Here is a 17968-nt window from a genome sequence, read left to right as displayed (position 1 = left end):
TCAGCGCCAGCCCACGTCGATGCGGTCGCCGCGCTCGTCGAAGAAGTGCAGCGCGTCCATGCGCACGGAGATGGCCAGGGGGTGGCCGGCGGCGACCCCCGGGTACGGCGCGAGCCGGACCGCGAGCTCGGCGGGGCGCCGGTGGTGCCGGCCCGGGTCGTTGAGCACGCTCGTGCGGTTGGCGGCGGCCGGGGCGGCCTCCTCCTCGACGGCGCGTCCGGTCAGCCGCTGCATGACCTGCCCGAAGCGGCGCAGGCCGCGCTGGCCGGTGGGCGCGTCGACGCGGGCGCCCATCTCGTCCACCACGATGGCGGTGGCCCCGATGTCGAGGAAGGCGAGCGACTCGTGCCCGTGGTGCTCCAGGTAGCGGATCCGGCCGTGCAACACCGCGCCCTGGGTGTCCGGCGCGACCGGGGTGAGCGCCTCGGCCCGCATCCCGACCACGATCCGCTCCCCGTGGTAGTGCGCGACCGCCCGGCTGCGGATGTCGTCCCACGGCAGGTAGAGCGACTGGTCGCCGAGGGTGAGGGTGACGTAGCGGTCCAGGTGGACGTAGACCGAGGCCTCCAGCAGGTTCATCCGCGGGCTGCCGAGGAACGCGGCCACGTAGAGGGTGGCCGGGCGGCCGTAGACCTGGGTGGGGGTGCCGACGTCCTGGAGGACGCCCTTGCGCATGATCGCGACCCGGTCGGCCATGGTCAGCGCCTCGGCCTGGTCGTGGGTGACGTAGATGGTGGTGACGCCCAGCTCCCGGGTCAGGCCGGAGATCTCCGCGCGCAGCTCGGCCCGGAGCCCGCTGTCGAGGTTCGACAGCGGCTCGTCCATCAGGAACAGGCCCGGGCGGCGCACGATCGCCCGGCCCATCGCGACCCGCTGGCGCTGCCCGCCGGAGAGCTGGCTGGGCTTGCGGCCGAGCACGTCGCCGATGCCGAGCGCGCTGGCCACGTCGGTGACCCGCTCGCCCCGCGGCTCGGGCTCCAACCCGGCCAGCTTGAGCGGGAAGGCGATGTTGTCGCCGACGGTCATGTGCGGGTAGAGCGCGAAGTCCTGGAAGACCATGGCGATCTTCCGGTCGCGCGGCGGCAGGTCGTTGGCCAGCTCGCCGTCGAGCATCACCGCGCCCGACGTCGGGTCCTCCAGCCCGGCGACCATCCGCAGCACCGTCGACTTGCCACAGCCCGACGGGCCGAGCAGCACCATGAACTCGCCGTCGTTGACGTCGAGATTGACGCTGTCGACGGCGAGGGTGCCGTCCCTGAACACCTTCGTGACATCCTTGAGCGCGACGGTTGTCACCGTGCCCTCCCCCCAGCTCGTCGGCCGAACCCCGAATGACTGTGACGAGGATCATCCGGTTCGCACATCGGGTAAACGTTCCATGTTCGGCTTGTGACGGCCCTGTGACGCCCACCCGGCGGGACGAGGCCCTCCGTCAGGGGATACTTCCTTCCGCCCGCCGCTGCGGGGTCCGCATGCCGACTCCGCGCGCCGGCCGGCCGTCCGCGGACTCCTCGCCGAGGAAGACCCGACGGACCACCCGCTCGGCGGCGTGGCCGTCGTCGAGCGCGCAGAACCGGGCCCGGAACCGCTGCCGGGCCTTGCGCGCCGCCTCGGAGTCGACCCCGCCGGCGCGGAACAGGTCCAGCAGGTCGGCGAAGCTGGTCGCCACCGCGCCCGGCGGCTCCGCGGTCACGTCGAAGTAGACGCCGCGGGCCAGCCGGTACGCCTCCCAGTCGGGCGCGTAGACGACGATCGGCCGGTCCAGCACGGCGTAGTCGAACATCGCCGAGGAGTAGTCCGTGACCAGCACGTCCGCCACGAGGTAGAGGTCCTCGACGCGCGGGTGGCCGCTGACGTCGCGTACCCGGTCCCGGTCCGCCGGGCGCCGGGCGCGGCGGTCCCGGTCGTGGAAGTAGTGGCTGCGCACCAGCAGCCGGCCGGCCGGGCCGAGCACGTCGAGCAGCCGCTCCGGGTCGAACGGCGGCCGGTAGCCGGGCAGGTGCTCGCGGTGCGTCGGGGCGTACAGGACGACCTGTTCACCGGGCCCGAGGCCGAACCCGGCGCGCAGCCGGGCCACCTCCTCGGCGGTCGCGGTGACCAGCCGGTCGTTGCGCGGGTAGCCGACCTCCAGCGTGGTGTACGCGGCCGGGTACGCGCGCTCCCACATCTGGCTGGAGAAGCTGTTCGCGCTGATGCTGTAGTCCCACCGGTCCACCCGGCGCAGCAGCCCGGCGAAGTCCATGCCGACCGCGCCGATCGGGTACCGCTGCTGGTCCAGGCCCATCACCTTCACCGGCGTGCCGTGGTGGGTCTGCACGTGCACCGTGCCCGGCCGCTTGCGCACGAAGTCCGGGAAGTTGACGTTGTTGACCAGCCACCGCGCCCGGGCCAACGCCCGGTAGTACGCGGGCGTGCCGGCGACCACGTACGCGACGCCCTCCGGCACGGTGTGCACCCGGTCCCGCCGGACGATCCACACGCCGCGGATCTGCGGCGCCAGCCGCCGGGCCGCCTCGAAGACGGCCGCCGGGTTGTCCGAGTACCCGCGGTACCAGTAGGCCGCGTAGACGGCCAGCGTCGGGTCGACCGGCCGGCGCAACTCGGCCCGGTAGTACTCCCGCAGCAGGGTGTCCCGGGCCAGCCGCGCGGCCAGCCGGGCCGGAGGCGCGACCCGCCGCTTCGTGCTCCGCGCGGCACGCCGGGCCACGTCCCGCGCCCGGTAGGCGGCCCGCAGCGCGCTGAACGTACGCCAGCGGCCGGCGGCCACCAGCCGGTGCTTGAGCCCCTCGGCGCCCCCCGGCGCCGGGTAGCCGCCGGCCGGCAGCCAGCGCGCGTGGTCGGCGGTGATCTGGGCGAAGAAGGCCGGCCGCAGCTCGGGGTCGAGCCGTTCCCCGTTGCCGAGCACGGTCAGGTAGTGCCAGATCATCCGCTCGAACAGCGCGGGGCGCAGGTCGTCGACCGCCGGCCCCCAGGCGTCCATCAGCCGGAACACCCGGTGCCACTGGTGGAAGACCTCGAAGTGCCGTTCGCCCCTGGTCCTGGTGATCGCCCCGGTCCGGCGCTGCCGGTAGTTGACGCAGACCCGGTCCAGCACGCCGATCCGCTCGGCGGCCATCAGCACCGGGTAGCTGAACGAGACGTCCTCGTACCAGCCGGGGGCGAAGCGCAGCCCCTCATCGAGCAGGAACTGCCGGCGGACCAGCCGGTTCCAGGCGGTGTGCAGCAGCCGCAGCGTCTCGGGCCGGTCCCGCAGCCGGAAGGTGTCCTCGCCGGGCGGCTCCGGGAACACCTCCGCCATCGCGCTGCGGCTGGCGGCGTTGTTCCAGTGGGTCCGGACGTGGTCGACCAGAAGCACGTCGGGGCGGGTCGCGCGGAGGCGCTCGACCACCTCGGCGAGGCACTCCGGGGCGAGCCAGTCGTCGCCGTCGACGAACCAGACGTACTCCCCGACGGCCCGGTCCAGCCCGACGTTGCGGGCCGGACCGAGCCCGACGTTCTCCGGCAGCCGGACGGCGTGCATCCGCCGGTCGCGGGCCGCGTACTCGGCGAGGATCTCGCCGCTGTCGTCCGGCGAGCAGTCGTCGACGCCGATCACCTCGATGTCGGCGACCGGCTGGCCGAGGATGGAGTCCAGGCATTCGCGCAGGTAGCCCTGCACCCGGTAGGCCGGCACGACGAAGCTGATCAGTGTCATCGGCCGGCCCCTGTCGTCAGCCCGGCGAGCGACCTCCCGCACCGACCAGGCCCGCCGACGCCCGCGCGGCGCGGGCGGGCAGGACGACCCAGGCGAGGGCGACACTCCCCACGAAAACCACGAGAAGGTACGTACCGAGTGTAGCCATCCCGATACCCGCAAAACCGACGATCGCCGCCACGGCCAGCAGGACCGACCGACCCTCCCAGCCCAGCGTGCCGCCGTGCAGCGGCGGGGCGGACTGCCGCTTCTCCAGCCGCGCCGTCAGGTCGTAGTGGTGCAGGGTCAGCACGAAGACGTACCCGAAGATCAGCCACGCCGGCACGTCGCCGACCACCCCGACCGCGATGGCGAAGAGGTACTCGCCCGCCCGCAGCGCCGCCGGGACCAGCCAGTCCAGCGGCCCGTCGTGCCTCGCTCGCGCCCCGCCGCCGGCGAGCAGCAGCCCCGCCAGGGCGAGCAGCAGCGTCCACCGGGGCGGCGGGGCGGCGTCGCCCCCGCGCAGCGCGACGAGCAGCATGATCGCCGCCGGCAGCGCGGCCAGGACCGCCAGCGTCAGCGGCCCCGGCCGGCGGGCCACCGGGAACCGGGCGGCCAGCGGCCCGTCGTCGCGGTGCAGGCTGGCGTCGACCGTGTCCAGCACCGGCACCCGCATCCAGCGGGCCCGCAGCGTGCGCAGCGCCCCGGTGTACGCGAAGGCCAGCACCCCCCAGCCGAGCACCGCGTACAGGCTGACCAGCGGGCCGAACAGCGCCACGGTGATCGCGATCAGCGCCCACCGCTCCCCGATCGGGAAGACCACCGTCCGCTTCAGCCAGTACGACAGCGAGCCCGTGTCGGCCTGCACCCGGTTGGAGGCGGCGTTCAGCTTGTCGCCGATGCCGCCGCCGGCGGTGCCGACCGCCTTCGGCCGGCGGGCCGCCTCGTCGTGCAGCACGCCGTACCAGGTGTCGGTCATGTGCCGGACGGTCTGCAGGGTGATCGCGGCGATCGCCAGCGCCCAGCCGTACCGGAAACCGGCCTGGGTGGCCCCGTAGCCGAGGCCCGCGTAGACCACGTACTCCTTCGCCCGGTCGGCCATGGTGTCCAGCCAGCCGCCCCAGGCGCTGAAGTGCCGGGTGTAGCGGGCGAGCTGGCCGTCCACGCAGTCCAGCACGAAGCCGAGGTAGAGCAGCACCGCCCCGGCGACCAGCGCCAGCCGGCCGCCCGTGCCGAAGAGCACGGCGGCGGCCACCGCGAACGCCACCGAGATCATCGTGACGGCCGTGGGGCCGAGCCCGAGCTTCGCCGACGCCTTCGTCACGTACGGCGACCAGGTGCTGACGAAGAAGGTGGTGAAGAAGTCGTCCCGCTCCTTGACCGAGAGCCTCAGCTCGGCCCGGTCCTCGTCGACGGCGGCCACGGCCGCCTCCGCGGCGGCCAGCCCCGCCGGGTCGCCCACCCGGTGCGCGACGAGCAGGCGTACGCGCTGGGCGAAGGTCAGCGTGCCGAGCCCGGTGAGGCCCGCGAAGAGCCGGTCCACGGCGGGCCCGGCCACCGGCGGCGCGGCGGCCGACGGGGCGCCCGCGGGCACCACCCCGGCGGTGGCCGCGCGCGCGGCGGCGGCGAGCGCGGGCAGGTGGTCGACGCCGACCCGCAGCGCGCCGCCGAAGACGCCGGTGGCCCCGCCGTCCAGCGCCTCGGGCGGCCCGGCCTCGACCACCTGGCCGCGCTCCTCGCGCACGGCCGTGCGGCCGTCGCCGGGCGGGTCGGTGAGCACCAGCGCGACCGTCGGCCCGACGGGGCTGGTGGCCAGGTGCCGCAGGACGGCGGTGTGCGCGACCAGGTCGGCGCCGGTGACGAGCACCGGGTGAGTGGCCGCGTCGACGAGAGCGGCCAGCTCGTCCAGGTCGGCGGCGTGGCGCACCTCGTCCGCCCCGGCGCGACGGAGCTGGTCGGCCAGCCGGTCGGCGAGGGGTTCGCCCGAGCGGGTCGGCAGGCTCGCGGCCGGGGCGTCGGCGGCGAGCACGATCGCGAGCGTCACCGCGGAACCGCGGCCTGGTACGCGTGGAGCGCCTCGGCGATCGTGCCGTCGACGCTCAGCCGGCCCCCGTCGAGGTAGAGCCCCCGACGGCAGAACCGGGTCAGGTCCTTTTCGTTGTGTGACACCAGCACCAGAGTGCGCCCCTCCCCGAGCAGACGGTCGATCGTCGCATAACACTTCTTGCGGAACTCCTCGTCCCCGACCGCGGTCACCTCGTCCATGAGCAGGATCGGGTGCGGCAGGTGCGAGATGATGGCGAAGCCGAGCCGGACCTTCATGCCGGACGAGTAGTGCCGCACCGACGTGTCGATGGCCCGTTCCACCTGCTCACCGGCGAACGAGACGATGTCGTCGAAGTGCCGCCGCAGGTAGCCCGCGGGGAGCCCGTGCAGGCCGCCGACCAGGTAGAGGTTCTCCCGCCCGGTCAGGTCGTTGGAGAACCCGGCGGAGAGCTCCAGCAGCGGCGCGACGTCCCCGCGCACCCGGATCCGGCCCTCGTCGGGGATGAGCACGCCGGCGATCAGCCGCAGCAGGGTGCTCTTGCCGGTGCCGTTGCGGCCCACCACACCGACGGTCTCCCCGGCCCGGACCGAGAACGACACGTCCCGCAGCGGCCAGAACCGGCCGTCGTCCGCGCCGCGCCGCCCCCGGTGGATGAACAGCTCCCGCAGCCGCAGCTGCCGCCGCCGGTTGCGGACGAACCGGATGCCGAGCCCCTCCGCCGCGATGATCGGGTCGGCCATCCCTACAGTTCCTTGAGCACGGCGGGTTCGAGCCGGCGGAACGACCACCAGCCGGCGGCCAGCACCAGCAGGCTGACGCCGACGGCGGTGGCGAGCAGCCGGGCGTCGGGGAACTCGTCCGGGTACCAGACCGCGTGGTGCAGCTGGAAGATGCCGACCAGCGGGTTCAGCTCGTAGGCGACCTTCAGCCAGCCCGGCAGGTCGGCGTCCCGCACGAGGCTCAGCGGATAGATGATCGGGGTGGCGTAGAAGAGCACCCGGATGACCAGCCGCATGAAGCGCTCGACGTCGCGCATCAGCACGTTGACCGCCGAGAGCAGCAGCGCCAGCCCGACCAGCAGGACGGCCTGCACCGCCACCGCGAGCGGCAGGGCCAGCAGCGACCAGCCCAGCTCGACCCGGCCGGACGCGGCGTACCAGACGGCGACGGCGAGCAGGATCGGCAGGCCGGCGGCGTACTCGGCGAAGCGGCCGGTGACCCGGCCGATCGGGAAGACCTGCCGCGGCACGTTCATGGTCGTGATCAGCCGGGCCTGGCCGGTCAGCGCGTTGGTCGCCTCGCTCAGCGCCGAACTGGTCCACATCCAGGCGAAGATCCCGGTGAGCAGGAACAGCGGGTACGAGTCGGCCGCGTCACCGAGGTGGCGGTTGGTGTCCCGGGAGTAGAGGACCCCGAAGACGAACCAGTAGATCGCCCCCATGCCGAGGGGCTCGATCAGCGACCAGAGGTACCCGAGCACGGACTGCTGGTACTTCACGGCGAGGTCGCGCCTGACGAGGATGCGCAGCGAGGTGCGGTGCGACCACAACGCCGCGACGCCAGAGGTCACCGCCGCCTCCCGCCTCACCGAACGCTCGACAGGTTAGCAGTCGGTGAACGAACGCTCCCTCAGCACTCGATCACGTTGACGGCCAGTCCGCCGCGCGCCGTCTCCTTGTATTTGACCTTCATGTCCGCGCCGGTCTCGCGCATGGTCTTGATGACCTTGTCCAGCGAGACGTGGTGCACCCCGTCGCCGCGCAGCGCCAGCCGGGCGGCCGTGATCGCCTTGATGCTAGCCACCGCGTTCCGCTCGATGCAGGGGATCTGCACCAGACCCCCGACCGGGTCGCAGGTCAGCCCGAGGTTGTGCTCCATGCCGATCTCGGCGGCGTTCTCCACCTGCTCGGGGGTGCCGCCCAGCGCCTCGGCCAGCCCGGCGGCGGCCATCGAGCAGGCCGAGCCCACCTCGCCCTGACAGCCCACCTCCGCGCCGGAGATCGAGGCGTTCTCCTTGAACAGCACGCCGATCGCGCCCGCCGCCAGCAGGAACCGGACCACCCCCTCCTCGGAGGCGCCCGGGGAGAACCGGGTGTAGTAGTGCAGCACCGCCGGGATGATCCCGGCCGCCCCGTTGGTCGGCGCGGTGACCACCCGGCCGCCGGCCGCGTTCTCCTCGTTGACGGCCAGGGCGAAGAGGGTCACCCAGTCCATCGCCCGCAGCGGGTCGGCGGGGTCGGACTCCGTCTCCAGGCTGCGGCGCAGCTCGGCCGCGCGGCGGCGCACCTTCAGGCCGCCGGGCAGCACCCCGTCGCGCGAGCAGCCGCGCTCGACGCACTCCCGCATCACCCGCCAGATCTCCAGCAGGCCGGCGCGCACCTCGCCCTCGCTGCGCCAGGAGAGCTCGTTGGCGAGCATCACCTCGCTGATCGACAACCCCGTCGACGTGGTCACGTCGAGCAGTTGCGCGCCGGTGAGGAACGGGTGCCGCACCCGCGTGGCGTCCGGCTTGATCCGGTCCGCCCCGGCCGCCGCCTCGTCCACCACGAACCCGCCGCCGACCGAGTAGTACGTCCGTACCCGCAGCTCCGCGCCCCTGTCGTCGTACGCGGCGAAGGTCATCCCGTTGGGGTGGTACGGCAGCGACCGGCGCCGGTGCAGCACCAGGTCGCGGTCCGGGTCGAAGTCGATCTCGTGTGCGTCGAGCAGGCTCAACCGGCGCTCGGCGCGGATCCGGGTGATCCGCGCGTCGACCGTGTCGGTGTCGACGGTCTCCGGGGCCTCGCCGGCCAGCCCGAGCAGCACGGCCCGGTCGCTGCCGTGGCCGTGCCCGGTGGCGCCGAGCGAGCCGAAGAGCTCCGCCTGCACCCGTACCGTGCCGGTCAGCAACCCGTCGGCCTTGAGCCCGGCGGCGAAGGTGCGGGCGGCCCGCATCGGCCCCACCGTGTGGGAGCTGGACGGCCCGATGCCGACGCTGAAGAGGTCGAAAACGCTGATCATGGCTGCACTTCCTCGCCGTCGCACCCTCGTGGGTTTCCGGCCCGGTCGTGGCCGACCCGCTCCGGGCGGCCGTCCGGCATTCGGGGGGTGTGGGTGCCCGACCGGCGAGCCTACCCGCCCAGCTCAGCTCCTGCCCGTCGTTCCCGCCGGCCGTCCCGCTCCGGCGGGCCGGGGCGTCGCGGGGCCGGTTCCCGGGTAACCACCTACGGGTACGCGCGCCGCCGATCCTCCTCGCGACCGAGGGCGCGGTGGCCACCCCTTCCTACCGTTGAGGCAGAGGCGGCGAACGCCGCAGAGTGGGAGTACGACGATGAGTCGCAAACTGGTCCGCCCCCGTCAGGGGCGCATGATCGCCGGCGTCTGCGCCGGCCTGGCCCAGCGTTTCGGCAGGTCGGCCGGCTTCATCCGGCTGCTGTTCCTGCTGTCGCTGCTGCTGCCCGGCACCCAGGTGATCGTCTACCTGGTCCTCTGGGTCCTGATGCCGAACGAGGACCGCCACGCCGCCACCCGCTACTGAGCCCACCCCGCTCCCGCCGGCCACGGGGGCGAACACGCGCAGGCGCCCGTCCCGTCGACCGGGGCGGGCGCCGTCGCGTCGGTGGGCTCCGCCGTCACGGGGCGGTGTAGGTGACCGTCACCTTCTCGTAGCCGAGGGAGCGGAGCAGCCCCTCCAGCATCTTGCGGGTGTTCTCCTCCGCCCGCTGGGTCAGGCCGCTGTCGCGGGCGGCGGTGGTGATCCGTTCCTCGGCGAGCTGGTAGACCTGCTGCTGGCGGTTGGGATCGCCCTTCACCAGCTCGCCGACCCGGTTGAGCAGCCCGCGCTCCTCGGCGAAGACGTAGCTCTTCTCCAGGTCGAGGTTGGTCTTGCCGAGCTGCGGCGCCGGCAGCCTGATCTCCACCGACTTGCCGTCGGCCGACTCGACCACCGCGCCCTCGGAGATCTTGGCGAAGTCGACGTACGCCTCGACGCTGCCCGCCCCGACGAAGAGGGTGCGCTGGCTGAGCAGCCAGTCGGGCACGTTCCGCCGGTCGTTCTGGAGATCGACGACCACCTGGAAGTTGCCCTCGGCCGCCACGTAGCGGCTGAGATCCTGGATCGACTTGAGCAGCGGCGGCTGGCTGCGGTCGGTCTGCTCCTTGGCGAACGGGTTACGGAAGTCCGGCAGCAGGCCGGTGGCCTGCACGCCGAGCAGCACCACCACCGCCAGCGCCGCCGCGCCGAGCACCCAGAGCAGGCCGCGGGCGGGCCCGCCCGCCGGCGGCGGCGGCGCACCCGGCTCCGGCTGCGATGTGACAGCCGACCGCTCCTTGAGCGCCTCGCCGGTCGGATAGCCGGGGAACTCCCTAGTGGGCTCGTTGATGTCACCGTCGCGGGCCATGGCCCTCACCGTCCTCGTCAGACACGTCGTCTGAGGATGACGGTACGGCTCCTGTGCGACAGCCGCTCGTCGAAGGAGCCCACCGGGCGCAACCGCCGCGCCGATCCGGCGAAACCGCAGGTCAGGACGGGTCGGCCAGCCGGCGGACCGCGCTCACTCGATCGGCCCGGAGAGGACGAGCACCCGGGCGTGGATCTGGTTGCGCTGCTGGAGCGCCGCCCGCAGGGCGCGGTGCAGCCCGTCCTCCAGGTAGAGCCCGCCGTTCCACTGCACGACGTGCGGGAACAGGTCGCCGTAGAAGGTGGAGTCCTCGGCGAGGAGCTTGTCCAGCGCCAGCTCGCGCTTGGTGGTGATCAACTGATCCAGGCGCAGCGGCCTCGGCGGGATCTCCGCCCACTGCTTGAGCGTCAGGTTGTGCTCCGGGTAGGGACGCCCGTCCCGGACCGCTCTGAAGATCACGACGGCACGCTCCCCTCCCCCTGGCCGGGCCGGCCCACGACACCGGGTCGGGTCGCGGCGCGGCACCGCGACCCGCGGCACCGATGACCGTGCCAGCGTAGCCGGCTGCACCACGCCGCGTTCTGCTCCCTGATGCCAGTTTCATCACCCGCCGTCCGGTTCGCCACCGGACGAAACACCTGACGAGGCTTCCGGAGCCGGTCAGCTCCACCGCCCGCGCCGGACCACCTCGTCCACCGGGCGACGTCCCCGCCGCAGCGACGGTGACCGGTGGTCAGGCGCACGATAACCCACCGTGACGGCCCCGACGGGCTCGTACTCCCGCGGCACCCCGAACGCCTCCCGGTACGCGTCGAGGCGCGGCGCGGGGATGCCGAAGAAGCACGCCCCCAGCCCCTCGTCCACGGCGGTCAGCAACATCAGCAGGGCGGCGAAGCCGGTGTCCACGTACCAGTAGGGCACCGGCCAGCGCTCCGTCGAGCGGTCCGCCCAGCCCTTGTCGGGTTCCGCGTACCGCTCCAGATAGGCCGACCGGTTCGCGTGCGGGACGACGATCAGCGGGGCCCGGCACATCCCCGCCAGCCACCGCTCCCGACCGCCGCCGCCCGGGGTGGTCGCCGTCCAGAACCGCTCCCGGTCCTCCGGCGTCTCCAGCACCAGGAAACCCCAGCCCTGGGCGAAGCCGGCCGACGGCGCGCGGACCGCGTGGTCGAGCAGCCGCTCCACCACGTCGGGCGGGACGGGACGGTCCGGGTCGTAGTTGCGCACCATCCGGCGCCGCCGGACGACCTCGCTGAACTCCATGCGCTCCCCCGCTCAGACCCCGGGCCGTACGCCCCAGACACCCCGCCAGGTCGCGCCCGGCTTCAGGGTGATCACGTCCCGACCCGAGCGGAACGCGTCCGGCGGGCAGGTCATCGGCTCCACCGCCACGGAACGGCGTCGCCGCTCGCCGGGCAGGGCGTCGCCGGTGAACACCTGCCACCAGCCGAACTCCCGGTCCGCCCAGATCCGCACGCCCGCCGCACCGTCCGGGGCGGCCAGGCTGACCACCGAGCCGCCGTCGTCGTCGCGGATCACGTCGCCGAAGGCGAGGTCGAGCCGGGCGCCGCCGATCCGGCGGGGGCTGGTCCAGTCGTACTCGGTGCCGGCGACCGGGGTGCCCCCGATCGGCAGCAGCCGCCCGTCCACCTGCAACCGCGTCCGGGCCGGCAGCCGCATCGACAGGTCGTCCACCGCCACCCCGGGCACCCGCAGGTACGGGTGCACGGCGAAGCCGAACGGCGCGGGCTCGGCGCCGAGGTTCGTCGCCTCGTGTTCCGCGCGCAACCCGTCCGGGCCGACGCTCCACCGGGTGCGCAGCCGCAGCGGCCACGGGTAGCCCGGCTGCGGCGGCAGGTCGTAGCCGACGGTCACCGCGTCGGACGACTGCTCCACCAGCCGCCACGGCACCCAGTTGACCAGCCCGTGGATGGCCACGCCCCGGTCCGGCTCGCTGAGCGTGAGCTGCAACGACCGCTCGCCGAAGGTGTAGAGCCCGTCGCGGATCCGGTTCGGCCAGGGAGCCAACACCTGCCCCGCGCAGCCGGGGCAGATCTCGTCGGCGTCGTACCCGTCCAGGTGGTCGGTCCCGTCGTGCCGGTATGTCCGGACCCCACCGCCCACCTCCACGATGACGGCCTCGTGGCCGGCGGCCGAAATGGTCCACTGTGCGCCCGAGGGCGGACGCTGGTCGGGGGTGTCCATGCGGGGGACCCTAACGGCTCCCCATCGCCGTCGCTCGCCCCGGCCGAACCCGTCACGCCCGGTCACCGCCGGCGGGGGCCGTCGCCCGGTAGCGCAGCAGCACCGGGAACGCCACCGCGAGCAGCACCGCGAGCCCCGCCGCGGCCAGCCCGCCGCCGACCCAGGCGACGCCGCCGCCGAAACCGGCCGCCACCGCGCCGGCCCGCAGGTCGCCCAGGCGCGGGCCCCCGGCGATGACCACCGTGTTGACGCCCATCAACCGCCCGCGCATCCGGTCCGGCGCGTAGACCAGCAGCATCGACTGCCGCAGCACCGCGCTGACCAGGTCGGCCGCCCCGGCCACCGCGAGCAGCAGGACCATCAGCCAGAGCTGGCCGGCCAGCCCGGCCGCCGCGATCGCCAGCCCCCAGCCGACCACCGCCGCCACCAGCACCAGCCCCTGCCGGCGCAGCCGCCCGATCCACCCGGAGGTCAACCCGCCGAGCATCGCGCCCGCCGCGATCGCGCTGTAGAGCCAGCCGACCGCCGCGCCGCCGCCGAACCGGGACTCGGCGATCTCCGGGAAGAGCGCCCGGGGCATCGCCAGCACCATCGCGATCAGGTCGATGACGAAGGAGAGCATCAGCACCGGGGTGGTGGCCAGGTAGCGCAGGCCGTCGACGATGCTGGCCAGCCCGGCCCGCCGTGGGGCGGCGGACGCGTCCGGGTCCGGCTCCGGCGGCATGGCCGGCAGCTTCACCGTCGCCCAGACGGCGACCGCGTAGAGCACGGCGTCGGCCGCGTACGCGATCGGCAGGCCGAGGTCGGTGCCCCACGCGGCGAAGATCAGGCCGGCGACCAGCGGGCCGAACACCGAGGCGGCCGTGAAGGTGGTGAAGTTCAGCGTGGTGGCCGCCGGCACCAGCTCCGCGGGCACCAGCCGGGGCAGGACCGCGTTGCGGGTGGGCGAGCTGATCGCGAAGGCGATCGACTGCACCGCCACCAGGACGAGCAGCAGCAGCGGGCTGCCGATCCCGAGCACCGCCTGCACCACCAGGCCGAACGTGGCGGTCCAGAGCACCGCCGCGGTCCCCAGCAGCACCTTGCGCCGGTCGTGCGCGTCGGCCACCGCGCCGCCCCAGAGCCCGAATACCAGCAGCGGTATGAACGCCGCGATCCCGATCAGGCCGACCCAGAGCGAGCTGCCGGTCAGCGCGTACATCTCCACCGGCACGGCGACCGCGGTGAGCTGGATGCCGAACATCGCGATGCCGTTGCCCAGCCACATCCGCCGGTACGCCGGCACGGCCAGCGGGCGCACGTCGATCGCGAACCGGCGCAGCCCGCCCGGCCGCGAGTCCTTGAGCTGGGTCACGGCGCCAGCCGCTCGACGGTCCACTGCCCGGTCCCGGTGAGCCGGAACCGCAGCCGGTCGTGCAGCCGGCTGACCCGGCCCTGCCAGAACTCCACCGACTCCGGCCGCACCCGCAGCCCGCCCCAGTGCGGCGGGGCGGGGATCGGCGCGACCTCGGCGAACCGCTCCGCCGCCGCCCGGTACGCCTCGTCCAGCACGGCCCGGTCGGGGATCACCCGGGACTGGGTGCTGGCCCAGGCACCGAGCTGGGAGCCGCGCGGCCGGCTGGCGAAGTACGCCTCCGTCTCCGCCCGGTCGACCCGCTCGACCCGGCCGGCCACCACCACCTGCCGCTGCATCGGGAACCAGGGGAAGACGAGGCTCGCGTACGGGTTGACGGCCGCCTCGGCGCCCTTGCGGGACCCGTAGTTGGTGAAGAAGACGAAGCCCTCCGGGTCGTACCCCTTCAGCAGCACGGTCCGCGCGCTCGGCCGGCCCGCGGCGTCGGCGGTGCCGACCACCATCGCGTTCGGTTCGGGCAGCCCGGCGGCCACCGCGTCGGCGAACCAGCGGTCGAACTGGCCGTGCCAGTCGGCGGCCAGGTCCGCCTCGGAAAGGCCCAGCTCCGCGGCGTACTCGTTACGCATCGCCGCTGGCCGGACTGTGTCCCCCGTCACGTTGCCTCTCCTCCTCGTCGACCCGGCCCACCCCCTGCGACGCAGGCCAGCCCGTACCGCCCAGTGTCACCGACGCGGCCCGGGGCTTCCGGACCGGGGATGTCGTGTGCGGCACAGTCGCAGTGGGTCGCGGATCCGGTTACCCAGCAGGCAAGATGTCACGAACACATCCCTGAGGGTCGCCTAAGGCGCTCGCCCGGCTGGGCCGGGACCGAAGCCCCGGGCGGGCGCACCGAGCAGATCCAGGAGAGCGACATGGCCGATTTCAAACCCGGGCTGGAGGGCGTCGTAGCCTTCGAGACCGAGATCGCCGAACCCGACCGCGAGGGCGGCGCGCTGCGCTATCGCGGGGTCGACATCGAGGATCTGATCGGCCAGGTCTCCTTCGGCAACGTCTGGGCGCTGCTGGTCGACGGGCGGTTCGGCCCGGGCCTGCCGCCGGCGGAGCCGTTCCCGGTGCCGGTGCACTCCGGCGACATCCGGGTGGACGTGCAGTCCGCGGTCGCGATGCTGGCCCCGTACTGGGGTCTCAGCCAGCTGCTCGACATCTCCGACGAGCAGGCCCGCGAGGACCTCGCCCGGGTGTCGGTCACCGCGCTCTCCTTCGTCGCCCAGTCGGCGCGCGGCCTGGGCCTGCCGGCGGTGCCGCAGAAGGAGATCGACAAGGCGTCCACCATCGTCGAGCGCTTCATGAAGCGCTGGCGGGGCGAGCCGGACCCGCGGCACGTCAAGGCCGTCGACGCCTACTTCATCTCGGCCGCCGAGCACGGCCTGAACGCCTCCACCTTCACCGCCCGGATCGTCGCCTCCACCGGCGCCGACGCCGCGGCCTGCATCTCCTCCGGCATCGGCGCCCTCTCCGGCCCGCTGCACGGCGGCGCCCCGTCCCGCGTGCTCAGCATGCTGGAGGCGGTCGAGCGCAGCGGCGACGCCGAGGGCTACGTCAAGGGCGTCCTCGACCGGGGCGAGCGGCTGATGGGCTTCGGCCACCGCGTCTACCGGGCCGAGGACCCGCGCGCCCGGGTGCTCCGCCGCACCGCCAAGGAGCTGGGCGCGCCGCGCTTCGAGATCGCCGAGGCGCTGGAGAAGGCCGCCCTGGCCGAGCTCCAGGCCCGCCGGCCGGACCGGGTGCTCGCCACCAACGTCGAGTTCTGGTCGGCCGTGGTGCTGGACTTCGCCGAGGTGCCGGCGCACATGTTCACCTCCATGTTCACCTGCGCCCGGATGGGCGGCTGGAGCGCGCACATCCTGGAGCAGAAGAAGCTCCAGCGGCTGGTCCGCCCGTCGGCCCGCTACGTCGGCCCGGGCACCCGCAAGCCGAGCGACGTCGAGGGCTGGAACGCCATCCCGCACGGCGTCTGACAGACAACGTGAGAAGGGGCCCTTCCCGTCGCCCGGCGCCGGGGAGGGCCCCTTTGTGCGTGTGGGCACAGCGGGCCGCGACACCCGGGCGCCGGTTGTGGCGTACGCCTCAAGGCCGCAGGTGGGACCAGCGGCCGGAGCGGCCGATCCGGGTGGGAGGATGAAGGCCGGCAGTGTCGCCGGACCGGGCCCGGGTCCCGGCCACGTCGTGCGCCTGAGCGCGCGTCCGCCGTCGATCCGCGCCCGCCTGAACACCGGGCCCGCTCTCGCCCATGCGGAAGGATCTCGACAACCGTGGCTGACGCACCGACCATCCGGATTCCCGACGACCTCAAGCCCGCCGACGGGAGGTTCGGCTGCGGGCCGTCCAAGGTCCGTCCGGCGGCGGTCTCCGCCCTCACCGACGTGGCGACCAGCTACCTGGGCACCTCGCACCGGCAGAAGACCGTCCGTGACCAGGTGGCCCGGCTGCGCCGCGGCATCGCCGAGTTCTTCTCCCTCCCCGAGGGCTACGAGGTGGTGCTCGGCAACGGCGGCACCACGGCGTTCTGGGAGGTCGCGACGTTCGGCCTCGTCCGGGACCGGGCGCAGTTCGCCAGCTTCGGCGAGTTCGGCGCGAAGTTCGCCAAGTCCGTCAAGGACGCCCCGTTCCTCGGCGAGCCCACCGTCCGCAAGTCGGAGGCCGGCACCGCGCCCACCCTGACCGCCGAGGCCGGGGTGGACGTCTACGCCACCCCGCACAACGAGACCTCGACGGGTGTCGCGGTGCCGATCGCCCGGGTGGCCGGCGCCGACCCCGGCTCGCTGCTGCTGGTCGACGCCACCTCCGGCGCGGGCGGCCTGGACGTCAACGTCGGCGAGACCGACGTCTACTACTTCGCCCCGCAGAAGTGCTTCGGCTCCGACGGCGGCCTGTGGCTGGCCCTGATGTCCCCGGCCGCGCTGGAGCGGGCCGGCGAGATCAAGGCGTCCGGCCGCTACATCCCGGCCTTCCTCGACCTGGTCACCGCGATCGACAACTCGCGGCTGGAGCAGACCTACAACACCCCGGCGCTGGCCACCATCTTCCTGGCCGCCGAGCAGACCGACTGGATGAACTCCCAGGGCGGGCTGGCCTGGGCGGCCAAGCGCACGGCCGAGAGCGCCGCGATCGTGTACGGCTGGGCGGAGCGCTCCGAGGTGGCGACGCCGTTCGTCACCGACCCGGCGCTGCGCTCCAACGTGGTCGCCACCATCGACTTCGCCGACTCCGTCGACGCCACCGCGATCGCCAAGGCGCTGCGCGCCAACGGCATCGTGGACACCGAGCCGTACCGGAAGCTTGGCCGCAACCAGCTTCGCGTCGCGCTCTTCCCGGCCGTCGAGCCGGCCGACGTCGAGGCCCTGACCGCGTCGATCGACTACGTGGTCGAGCGACTCTGACCGCCGTCACGGTCGGTGGCCGCCGGCGCGTCCGCCGGCCACCGACCGTGATCATCGTCGCAGCTCAGTCGCGACATGCGGGTGTCGCATCCCCCACCTTCGGGCAGATGCGCGTACGGTGGTGCGAGGACGCCCGGGTGGCCGGCTCGTGGCGTGACGGCCAGCGAAGCGGGACGGAGGCAACGCCATGCGCCCAGTACGCTTCGTCGCCCTCTCCGAGGACGGCCAGGCCCTGGTGCTCGCCGACGAGGTCGGGCGACTGCTCGCCCTGCCCATCGACGAGCGGATCGCCGGCGCGTTGCACGCCGAGCCCGGCGCCCCGCCGCTCGCGGTGGCCCCGGCGACCAGCGCCGACCCGGTGCCCTCACTCTCCCCACGGGACATCCAGGCGAAGATCCGCTCCGGCGAGTCCGCCGAGGACGTCGCCCGGATCGCCGGCGTGCCGGTCGACCGCGTGCTGCGCTACGCCGGCCCGGTGCTCCAGGAGCGGGCCATGCTCGCCCAGCACGCCCGACGCACCCGGCTGAAGGGCGCGGAGAAGCCCACCCCGCTCGCCGAGGTGGTCAACGGCCGGCTGGCCCAGCACGGGATCGACACCGAGAAGATCTCCTGGGACGCGTGGCGCCGCGACGACGGCACCTGGCGGATCGTGGCGACCTGGCCCTCGGGCAAGGCGACCGCGCAGGCGATCTGGGATCTCGACAAGACCCGGCAGGCGGTCACCCCGCACGACGACATGGCGCAGTACCTCTGCGCCGAGCGGCCCACCCCGATCCTCGGCCAGGAGCCGGCGCCCGAGCGGGGCGGCCACGCGCTGCCCGGCCCGTCGCGCGGCGAGCCGAGCCGGGGCGGGCACGGCCTGCCGGCGGC

16 protein-coding genes are annotated in these 17968 nt (G+C 73.8%); 4 read left to right on the top strand and 12 right to left on the bottom strand.

Annotated elements, in window-relative coordinates; all coding sequences use genetic code 11:
* The 6 genes from AB0G13_RS23760 to AB0G13_RS23735 form a co-directional block, all read right to left on the bottom strand.
* Window positions 1–1296, bottom strand: a complete 1296-nt coding sequence (locus AB0G13_RS23760; protein ID WP_357878001.1) for an ABC transporter ATP-binding protein — start codon at window positions 1294–1296, stop codon at window positions 1–3.
* 136 nt (window positions 1297–1432) lie between these two features.
* A complete protein-coding gene (locus AB0G13_RS23755; RefSeq protein WP_357877998.1) occupies window positions 1433–3694 on the bottom strand; it encodes a bifunctional glycosyltransferase family 2 protein/CDP-glycerol:glycerophosphate glycerophosphotransferase in 2262 nt (753 codons plus the stop codon).
* A gap of 16 nt (window positions 3695–3710) precedes the next feature.
* On the bottom strand, window positions 3711–5672 hold the full coding sequence (locus AB0G13_RS23750) for a DUF5941 domain-containing protein (protein ID WP_357878050.1): 1962 nt from the start codon (window positions 5670–5672) through the stop codon (window positions 3711–3713).
* Window positions 5673–5713: 41 nt separating this feature from the next.
* On the bottom strand, window positions 5714–6460 hold the full coding sequence (locus tag AB0G13_RS23745; RefSeq protein WP_357877995.1) for an ABC transporter ATP-binding protein: 747 nt from the start codon (window positions 6458–6460) through the stop codon (window positions 5714–5716).
* Between the two features lie 2 nt (window positions 6461–6462).
* Window positions 6463–7290: an ABC transporter permease gene (locus AB0G13_RS23740; protein WP_357877992.1), complete on the bottom strand. Its 828-nt coding sequence runs from the start codon at window positions 7288–7290 to the stop codon at window positions 6463–6465.
* 59 nt (window positions 7291–7349) lie between these two features.
* Complete coding sequence (locus AB0G13_RS23735; RefSeq protein ID WP_357877989.1) at window positions 7350–8720, bottom strand: L-serine ammonia-lyase; 1371 nt, start codon at window positions 8718–8720, stop codon at window positions 7350–7352.
* Between the two features lie 310 nt (window positions 8721–9030).
* Between AB0G13_RS23735 and AB0G13_RS23730 the strand changes: the two genes are divergently transcribed.
* The gene (locus AB0G13_RS23730) at window positions 9031–9237 is read left to right on the top strand and encodes a PspC domain-containing protein (protein ID WP_357877986.1); all 207 of its coding nucleotides are present in this window, start codon (window positions 9031–9033) and stop codon (window positions 9235–9237) included.
* Window positions 9238–9331: 94 nt separating this feature from the next.
* Here the strand turns inward: AB0G13_RS23730 and AB0G13_RS23725 are convergent, their stop codons facing one another.
* The 6 genes from AB0G13_RS23725 to pdxH all read right to left on the bottom strand — a co-directional run bounded on the left by AB0G13_RS23725 (window position 9332) and on the right by pdxH (window position 14284).
* Window positions 9332–10099, bottom strand: coding sequence for a DUF4230 domain-containing protein (locus AB0G13_RS23725; RefSeq protein WP_357877983.1), 768 nt, complete (start codon window positions 10097–10099; stop codon window positions 9332–9334).
* Between the two features lie 153 nt (window positions 10100–10252).
* Window positions 10253–10558: a type II toxin-antitoxin system VapB family antitoxin gene (locus AB0G13_RS23720; protein ID WP_089002310.1), complete on the bottom strand. Its 306-nt coding sequence runs from the start codon at window positions 10556–10558 to the stop codon at window positions 10253–10255.
* Between the two features lie 201 nt (window positions 10559–10759).
* On the bottom strand, window positions 10760–11362 hold the full coding sequence (locus tag AB0G13_RS23715; protein WP_357877980.1) for a nitroreductase family protein: 603 nt from the start codon (window positions 11360–11362) through the stop codon (window positions 10760–10762).
* A 12-nt stretch (window positions 11363–11374) separates the two neighbouring features.
* Window positions 11375–12304, bottom strand: a complete 930-nt coding sequence (locus tag AB0G13_RS23710) for an aldose 1-epimerase family protein (protein WP_357877977.1) — start codon at window positions 12302–12304, stop codon at window positions 11375–11377.
* Between the two features lie 52 nt (window positions 12305–12356).
* Window positions 12357–13658: an MFS transporter gene (locus tag AB0G13_RS23705; RefSeq protein WP_357877974.1), complete on the bottom strand. Its 1302-nt coding sequence runs from the start codon at window positions 13656–13658 to the stop codon at window positions 12357–12359.
* On the bottom strand, window positions 13655–14284 hold the full coding sequence (gene pdxH / locus AB0G13_RS23700; RefSeq protein ID WP_357878047.1) for a pyridoxamine 5'-phosphate oxidase: 630 nt from the start codon (window positions 14282–14284) through the stop codon (window positions 13655–13657). Before pdxH ends, AB0G13_RS23705 begins: the two co-directional genes overlap by 4 nt.
* A 285-nt stretch (window positions 14285–14569) precedes the next feature.
* Between pdxH and AB0G13_RS23695 the strand changes: the two genes are divergently transcribed.
* The 3 genes from AB0G13_RS23695 to sepH form a co-directional block, all read left to right on the top strand.
* Window positions 14570–15676: a citrate synthase 2 gene (locus AB0G13_RS23695; RefSeq protein WP_357877971.1), complete on the top strand. Its 1107-nt coding sequence runs from the start codon at window positions 14570–14572 to the stop codon at window positions 15674–15676.
* Between the two features lie 294 nt (window positions 15677–15970).
* Window positions 15971–17098, top strand: coding sequence for a phosphoserine transaminase (gene serC, locus AB0G13_RS23690; RefSeq protein WP_357877968.1), 1128 nt, complete (start codon window positions 15971–15973; stop codon window positions 17096–17098).
* A 187-nt stretch (window positions 17099–17285) separates the two neighbouring features.
* Window positions 17286–17968, top strand: a 683-nt coding sequence (gene sepH, locus AB0G13_RS23685; protein ID WP_357877965.1) for a septation protein SepH, incomplete at its 3' end; no start/stop codon positions are given.

Source organism: Micromonospora sp. NPDC023633, assembly GCF_040640035.1.
Classification (GTDB): domain Bacteria; phylum Actinomycetota; class Actinomycetes; order Mycobacteriales; family Micromonosporaceae; genus Micromonospora.
Note: the sequence above shows the minus strand (reverse complement) of the source record. Positions and strands in the feature narration are given on the sequence as shown.

Coding starts and splice junctions, on each gene's coding strand:
- AB0G13_RS23695 (WP_357877971.1), top strand. CDS start 14,570: ATGGCCGATTTCAAACCCGGGCTGGAGGGCGTCGTAGCCTTCGAGACC.
- pdxH (WP_357878047.1), bottom strand. CDS start 14,284: ATGCGTAACGAGTACGCCGCGGAGCTGGGCCTTTCCGAGGCGGACCTG.
- AB0G13_RS23745 (WP_357877995.1), bottom strand. CDS start 6,460: ATGGCCGACCCGATCATCGCGGCGGAGGGGCTCGGCATCCGGTTCGTC.
- AB0G13_RS23715 (WP_357877980.1), bottom strand. CDS start 11,362: ATGGAGTTCAGCGAGGTCGTCCGGCGGCGCCGGATGGTGCGCAACTAC.
- AB0G13_RS23725 (WP_357877983.1), bottom strand. CDS start 10,099: ATGGCCCGCGACGGTGACATCAACGAGCCCACTAGGGAGTTCCCCGGC.
- AB0G13_RS23755 (WP_357877998.1), bottom strand. CDS start 3,694: ATGACACTGATCAGCTTCGTCGTGCCGGCCTACCGGGTGCAGGGCTAC.
- AB0G13_RS23730 (WP_357877986.1), top strand. CDS start 9,031: ATGAGTCGCAAACTGGTCCGCCCCCGTCAGGGGCGCATGATCGCCGGC.
- AB0G13_RS23735 (WP_357877989.1), bottom strand. CDS start 8,720: ATGATCAGCGTTTTCGACCTCTTCAGCGTCGGCATCGGGCCGTCCAGC.
- AB0G13_RS23710 (WP_357877977.1), bottom strand. CDS start 12,304: ATGGACACCCCCGACCAGCGTCCGCCCTCGGGCGCACAGTGGACCATT.